General features: G+C 53.5%; 6 protein-coding genes and 1 pseudogene. 4 read left to right on the top strand and 3 right to left on the bottom strand.

Annotated elements, in window-relative coordinates:
* A pseudogene (locus V7028_RS12845) lies at positions 1-200 on the top strand (hypothetical protein); the annotation flags it as partial.
* Between the two features lie 38 nt (positions 201-238).
* On the opposite strand, the gene V7028_RS12840 reads toward V7028_RS12845, so the two are convergent.
* The 3 genes from V7028_RS12840 to V7028_RS12830 form a co-directional block, all read right to left on the bottom strand.
* Positions 239-781, bottom strand: a complete 543-nt coding sequence (locus V7028_RS12840; protein WP_334120477.1) for a hypothetical protein — start codon at positions 779-781, stop codon at positions 239-241.
* Positions 782-791: 10 nt separating this feature from the next.
* On the bottom strand, positions 792-1,262 hold the full coding sequence (locus V7028_RS12835) for an NlpC/P60 family protein (protein ID WP_334120476.1): 471 nt from the start codon (positions 1,260-1,262) through the stop codon (positions 792-794).
* 147 nt (positions 1,263-1,409) lie between these two features.
* Positions 1,410-3,599 (bottom strand): malate synthase G, encoded by a 2,190-nt coding sequence (locus V7028_RS12830; protein WP_334120475.1) that lies wholly within the window; start codon positions 3,597-3,599, stop codon positions 1,410-1,412.
* 219 nt (positions 3,600-3,818) lie between these two features.
* Between V7028_RS12830 and V7028_RS12825 the strand changes: the two genes are divergently transcribed.
* The 3 genes from V7028_RS12825 to V7028_RS12815 are packed head-to-tail and all read left to right on the top strand — an operon-like array spanning position 3,819 to position 6,146.
* On the top strand, positions 3,819-5,465 hold the full coding sequence (locus tag V7028_RS12825) for a GMC family oxidoreductase (RefSeq protein ID WP_334120474.1): 1,647 nt from the start codon (positions 3,819-3,821) through the stop codon (positions 5,463-5,465).
* Positions 5,466-5,501: 36 nt separating this feature from the next.
* Positions 5,502-5,714, top strand: a complete 213-nt coding sequence (locus tag V7028_RS12820; protein WP_040513673.1) for an RNA-binding S4 domain-containing protein — start codon at positions 5,502-5,504, stop codon at positions 5,712-5,714.
* Between the two features lie 12 nt (positions 5,715-5,726).
* Positions 5,727-6,146, top strand: a complete 420-nt coding sequence (locus V7028_RS12815) for a thiol-disulfide oxidoreductase DCC family protein (RefSeq protein WP_334120473.1) — start codon at positions 5,727-5,729, stop codon at positions 6,144-6,146.
* Positions 6,147-6,182: the final 36 nt, after the last annotated feature.

Raw genomic sequence — 6,182 nt, 5'->3', positions numbered from 1 at the left:
CCCCAATTTACTTATCGAGCGGGGTCAAACTGTTCAAATCAACCGAGCCACTTCTCGTTTTACTCACGGTTGTCGTAGATCACTACGACCAGCGAAACAATGAAACCAACTATAAAAAAATCGCTGATTTTTTTAAAAAATCGGGAGTTGCTTTTGCCATTCTGTCCATTCTTGGATGGGCATTAATGGAGATCTTCTGATACCGTTTTGCCCATGATAACAACAATTGATTCAAGCCTTATTGCTTGGGTAATGAGTAATAAACCCCCAACGCACCATCTTCCTCCAGCGTCACCATTCGGTGCGCATCAATCGACACCACAAACTTTCTCTGCTCCCACTTGCCTTTCCAGGCAGGGTCTCTACATTCAAGTACGCCGGTTTTAACCACGGTCAGCTGCTCTCCATAGGCAGAAAATCCGAGGCCTGTGTTCTCCAATGAAAACTGCAAGGGCTTTCCTTGGTTATCTACAGCCTCTTGGGGCAGGGCGGCATTCATTCGAGTCAGCACGTCTTTCAACGGCAGTTCTTCAAGCACAAAGTGCAACTGCCCTTTTGCACAAGCGCCCACTGGCGATGTTTTGTTTTGCGTTGCTTTCAAATTGATACTCTTGCCGGTCTGCGGTTTGAATTGATTGGCCGTGGTTTCAAAACATCCAATCGGGCAGCGAACTTCCAGCAGTGTCCACGCCTTTAGCAAATCAACAGCTGAATTTTCTGAAGCGTGAATCGGTGCGAGGCTCAGCATCAGCGTGGTCGCTGCGATAGCGAATTTATTCATGTCCATTTCCTTAGCGACCAATGCTTTGCAGGTAACTCGCGATTGCTTGAGTAGACGAGTACTTGTAGCGAAGAAAGTATTTTGGTCGCTTGGACCAATACCCCGGTTTTGAGAACAGCACAAAGCTGACTCCAGTAGAACTTTGCGAACCGACCCAGCCATGCTCGTTTTGAACAATACCAATGTGATTGACCCCTTTGTAAGGCCCCGTCACTTGCTCTGGAAATATGATCAAGTCGCCAGCTTGCGGTGTGTCTACCTGCTCAAAATGCGGAGAGGCCATGAAGCCAGCGACATTCGTTTTGAAGGCCGCTGATCGTTCAGGGAAAAGATGTTCAAACACATACGCCACAAATCCTGAACAATCAAATCCGCTCGTGTTTTTGCCTCCCCACTTGTATGGCTTGCCCTCCATAATTTCAAATACCTTGTCAGCGCGATGGGCAATACCCCTGCCAGCTTGAGCAACAAGTTCTTGCATGTAACTTCTCCTTTTTTTGTCTGGAAAAGCAATGTAGTTGCAAGGTGTTCCGCTGTCAAAACACTACTCACAATGGGTGGGGTTTAAATAAAAAAGCCAGGCACTTTTCAGCACCTGGCTTTTTTTACTTTCAACCGCTAAATCAACTTAAGCAGCTTTCACCTTCAAGCGCCATGCATGCAGCAGTGGCTCGGTGTAACCGGCAGGTTGTTCCATGCCCTTGAACACCAAGTCACATGCAGCCTTGAATGCGGCTGATGTTTCAAAGTTGCCAGCCATCGGCTTGTAGGCGGGGTCGCCAGCATTTTGCTGGTCAACCACGGCTGCCATGCGCTTCATGGTTTCCATTGCTTGGGCTTCACTCACAATGCCGTGGTGAATCCAGTTGGCAATGTGCTGGCTGGAAATACGCAGTGTTGCGCGGTCTTCCATCAGGCCCACGTTGTTGATGTCGGGCACCTTCGAGCAACCCACACCCTGGTCAACCCAGCGAGCCACATAACCCAGAATACCTTGGGCGTTGTTGTCCAGTTCCTGCTGCTTTTCTGCCTCGCTCCAATTCGTGTTGGTGGCCACTGGCACTTGCAACAGGTTGGCCAAAATGCCGGGGCGTTCTGCGTCCGCGTCAATTTTTTCCAGCTCGGCTTGAACAGCAGCCACGCTCACCTGGTGGTAGTGCATGGCGTGCAAGGTGGCAGCGGTTGGGCTGGGTACCCAGGCTGTGTTGGCACCGGCTTTGGGGTGGCCAATTTTTTGTTCAAGCATGGCTTTCATCAGGTCGGGCATGGCCCACATGCCTTTGCCAATTTGTGCACGGCCTTTCAGGCCACAGCTTAGGCCAACCAACACGTTGTTGCGCTCGTAGGCTTGAATCCAGGCGCTGCTTTTCATGTCAGCTTTGCGAATCATGGGGCCTGCGTGCATGGCGGTGTGCATTTCGTCGCCAGTGCGGTCCAAAAAGCCGGTGTTGATAAACGCCACGCGGCTGGCTGCCGCAGCAATACAGGCCTTCAGGTTGACCGATGTGCGGCGCTCTTCGTCCATAATGCCCAGCTTTACGGTGCTGTCGGGCAGGCCCAGCAGCTTTTCCACATGGCTGAACAATTCGGCAGCAAATGCCACTTCTGTGGGGCCGTGCATCTTGGGCTTCACAATGTACACAGAACCTTTGCGGCTGTTGCGAATGCCGTTCACGCCGTTGCCTTTCAGGTCGTGCAGTGCAATGGTGGTGGTCACTACCGCATCCAGAATGCCTTCAGGAATTTCTTTGTTGTCGCCCCACAAAATGGCGGGGTTGGTCATCAAGTGGCCCACATTGCGCAGGAACAACATGCTGCGGCCATGCATGGTCACAGTTTCGCCATTCACGCCGGTGTAAACACGGTCAGCGTTCAGGCCGCGTGTGAATGTTTTGCCGCCTTTGCTCACGCTTTCTGTCAGGGTGCCTTTCAAAATGCCCAGCCAGTTTTTGTAGGCCACAATTTTGTCTTCAGCATCCACTGCTGCAACAGAATCTTCCAGGTCCAGAATGGTCGACAGCGCTGCTTCCAGCACCACGTCAGCCACACCGGCTGCGTCGCTTGAACCAATGGGTGTCGAGCGGTTGATAATAATGTCGGCGTGAATGCCGTTGTTCACCAACAGCACAGAAGAGGGGGCTGCTGCATCGCCCTGGTAACCCACCAGTTGCGCGGCGTTTTTCAGGCCGGCTGTGCTGCCATTCTTCAGGGCAACCTGCAATTTGCCACCAGCCACTGCGTAGCCAGTTGCGTCTTTGTGTGAAGCACCTTCCAGCGGGAAGGATTGATCCAGAAAGTTGCGTGCGAATTCAATTACCTTGGCGCCACGCACCGGGTTGTAGCCGCCTGCGCGTTCTGCACCGCCTTCCTCGGAAATTACATCGGTGCCATACAGCGCGTCGTACAGGCTGCCCCAACGTGCGTTGGCGGCGTTCAAGGCATAGCGTGCATTCAAGATGGGAACCACCAGCTGGGGACCAGCCTGTGTGGCCAGTTCACCGTCCACGTTGGTTGTGGTGGCTTGTACTTTGGCGGGTTGTTCCACCAGGTAGCCGGTTTTTTTCAGGAATTCCTGATAGGCGGCCATGTCGGCGATGGGGCCTGGGTTGGCTTTGTGCCATGCGTCCATTTCCAGCTGAATGCGATCACGCTCGGCCAGCAATGCGGCGTTTTTTGGAGCCAGTGTGCTAACGATTGCATCGAAGCCTTTCCAGAAGCCAGCTTGGTCAATGCCGGTGCCGGGCAGCACGTCATTGTTGATGAAGTTGTACAGGGGCGTGGCCACTTTCAAGCCATGCACGGTGGTGCGTTCTGTCATTTTGGAACCTCGAGCTTTGTAATTGTTGGCTAAACATTCGATTGTAAAGTATTTGTATTGAATTCTGACATGTCCCGATTCGTCACAAGCATTGGCGATTGGTCATTTCATCTTTGACTTTTTAACAAAACTCTGGAAAACCCCAATTCGATTGCTGCCGCCTTTGGCCCCATACAATTTCGATGATGGTTACTATCATGTAATCAATTCGGGATAAATATGCGAACTTTCGATTACATCGTGGTGGGGGCGGGTACCGCAGGGGCTTTGATGGCCAACAGGCTGAGCGCCAACCCCAATAATTCAGTGCTTCTGCTTGAGGCGGGCGGGAAAGACAACTACCACTGGATCCACATTCCGGTGGGCTACCTGTATTGCATTGACAACCCCCGCACCGATTGGCGTTTCCGCACAGAACCCGATGCGGGCCTGAACGGCCGTTCCCTGATTTACCCCCGCGGGAAAACCTTGGGTGGTTGCTCCAGCATCAACGGCATGATCTACATGCGCGGGCAGGCGCGCGATTACGACGCGTGGGCCGCACAAACGGGCGATGAAGCCTGGAACTGGGAACATTGCCTGAAAGACTTTCTGGCCCATGAAAGCAACTGGCGCTACGACAACCCCGATGCCGAACTGGCAGACACCGAGCTGCGCAATTTCCACAGTGGCCATGGCGAATGGCGTGTGGAAAAGCAGCGCTTGCGTTGGGAAATTCTGGAAGCGTTTTCACAGGCGGCACAACAGGCGGGAATACCTGCCAGCGACGACTTCAACCGTGGCAATAATTTCGGTGTGGGTTATTTCGAGGTGAACCAGCGCAGCGGCTGGCGGTGGAACACATCCAAAGCCTTTCTGCGCCCGGTTTTGAAACGGCCCAACCTGACCGTGTGGACCCAGGCCCAGGTTAAAAATTTGTTGATTGAAAAAAACGCCAGTGGTGAATTGGTGTGCAACGGTGCTGTGGTGGTGCGGGCAGGCGAAGACGTGGCGGTGAAAGCCGTGCGCGAAACGGTGTTGTGTGCGGGCGCCATTGGTACGCCTCAAATTCTCGAGCTTTCAGGCATTGGGCAAGGCAGTCTTTTGCAGCAGCACGGCATCGACGTGAAGCTGGACAAACCCGGCGTGGGTGCCAACCTTCAGGATCATCTTCAAATTCGTGCCGTGTTCAAGGTGCATGGCGTTAAAACGCTGAACACGCTGGCCAACAACCTGTGGGGCAAGGCGCAAATCGGCATGGAATATGTGTTCAAGCGCAGCGGCCCCATGAGCATGGCGCCCTCGCAATTGGGCGCTTTCACCAAAAGCAGTGCCGATCGCCCCTACCCCAACATTCAGTACCATGTGCAGCCGCTTAGCTTGCCGGCGTTTGGCCAGCCCTTGCACAACTTCAATGCTTTTACTGCCAGTGTGTGCAACCTCAACCCCAGTAGCCGGGGTTCGGTTCACATCAAGAGCGTTGGCTTTGATGAAGCGCCCGCCATTTCACCGAACTACCTCAGCACGGCGGAAGATCAGCAAGTGGCAGCCGATTCATTGCGCGTTACGCGCAATATTGCGCAGCAGCCTGCACTGGCGAAGTACAAGCCCGAGGAATTCAAACCCGGGGTTGAATTTCAAACCGACGAAGAATTGGTGCGTTTGGCCGGCGACATTGCCACCACCATTTTTCACCCGGTGGGCACGGCGAAGATGGGTTCAGCCAACGACCCCGCTGCGGTGGTCGATTCGCGCTTGCGCGTAATTGGCGTGAAGCACCTGCGAATTGCCGATGCCAGCGTAATGCCCACCATTACCAGTGGCAACACCAACAGCCCCACGCTGATGATTGCGGAGAAAGCCGCGAGGTGGGTACTCGAAGGCTGATACACTTCTGGCATTAATTGCAGAGAGCATTTCGCCATGAACGAAGTCATCATCAACAAAGAACCCGTTGAACTGTACAAAATCCTGAAGTTTCAGGGTTGGTTGTCCAGTGGCGGTGAAGCCAAGAACGTGATCGCCGATGGCCACGTGCTGGTCAACGGTCAAATTGAAACCCAGAAGCGCAAGAAAATTGTGGGTGGCGATGTGATCGAGTTTGACGGGGTGAAGTACACGGTGAAACTGGGCTAGGGGTAGACGGTCATGGCAGCTGAAGACCAACAGGCAGAATCACAAGCCCAATGCGCTCAGGTTTATTTCGATGGCTCATGCCCCTTGTGCCGCCAGGAAATTGCGGTGTACCAAAATGCCAAACCCGACCAGCCCATTGAGTGGGTCGATGTGTCCAAACCTGAAACGTTGCTTCCCCAGGGCCAATCCAAAGAACAACTCATGGCACGTTTTCACACGCGAACAGCGCAAGGTGAATTGCTGAGTGGCGCTGCCGCTTTTGTGCATGTATGGGCGCAGTTGCCGGGTTGGCGCGTGTTGGCTTGGCTGGCCAAAGTGCCCGGCATGCTGTGGGTGATGGAAAAGGCGTACAACGGCTTTTTACCGTTGCGCCCGGCTATTCAGCGGTTTGTTTTGAAATTCGACAAGGGCCATTTGCCACCGCAAAAATAACAAAGCCCGGCGCAATGTTCTCGCCAGGCTTTGGGT

Origin of the sequence: Limnobacter sp. (genome assembly GCF_036846585.1) — a bacterium.
GTDB lineage: Bacteria > Pseudomonadota > Gammaproteobacteria > Burkholderiales > Burkholderiaceae_B > Limnobacter.
This window is presented reverse-complemented; position numbering and strand designations above follow the sequence as displayed.

Excerpts from the sequence above, each read along its gene's own strand:
- V7028_RS12840 (WP_334120477.1), bottom strand. The coding sequence starts at position 781 with ATGAATAAATTCGCTATCGCAGCGACCACGCTGATGCTGAGCCTCGCA.
- V7028_RS12835 (WP_334120476.1), bottom strand. The coding sequence starts at position 1,262 with ATGCAAGAACTTGTTGCTCAAGCTGGCAGGGGTATTGCCCATCGCGCT.
- V7028_RS12830 (WP_334120475.1), bottom strand. The coding sequence starts at position 3,599 with ATGACAGAACGCACCACCGTGCATGGCTTGAAAGTGGCCACGCCCCTG.
- V7028_RS12825 (WP_334120474.1), top strand. The coding sequence starts at position 3,819 with ATGCGAACTTTCGATTACATCGTGGTGGGGGCGGGTACCGCAGGGGCT.
- V7028_RS12820 (WP_040513673.1), top strand. The coding sequence starts at position 5,502 with ATGAACGAAGTCATCATCAACAAAGAACCCGTTGAACTGTACAAAATC.
- V7028_RS12815 (WP_334120473.1), top strand. The coding sequence starts at position 5,727 with ATGGCAGCTGAAGACCAACAGGCAGAATCACAAGCCCAATGCGCTCAG.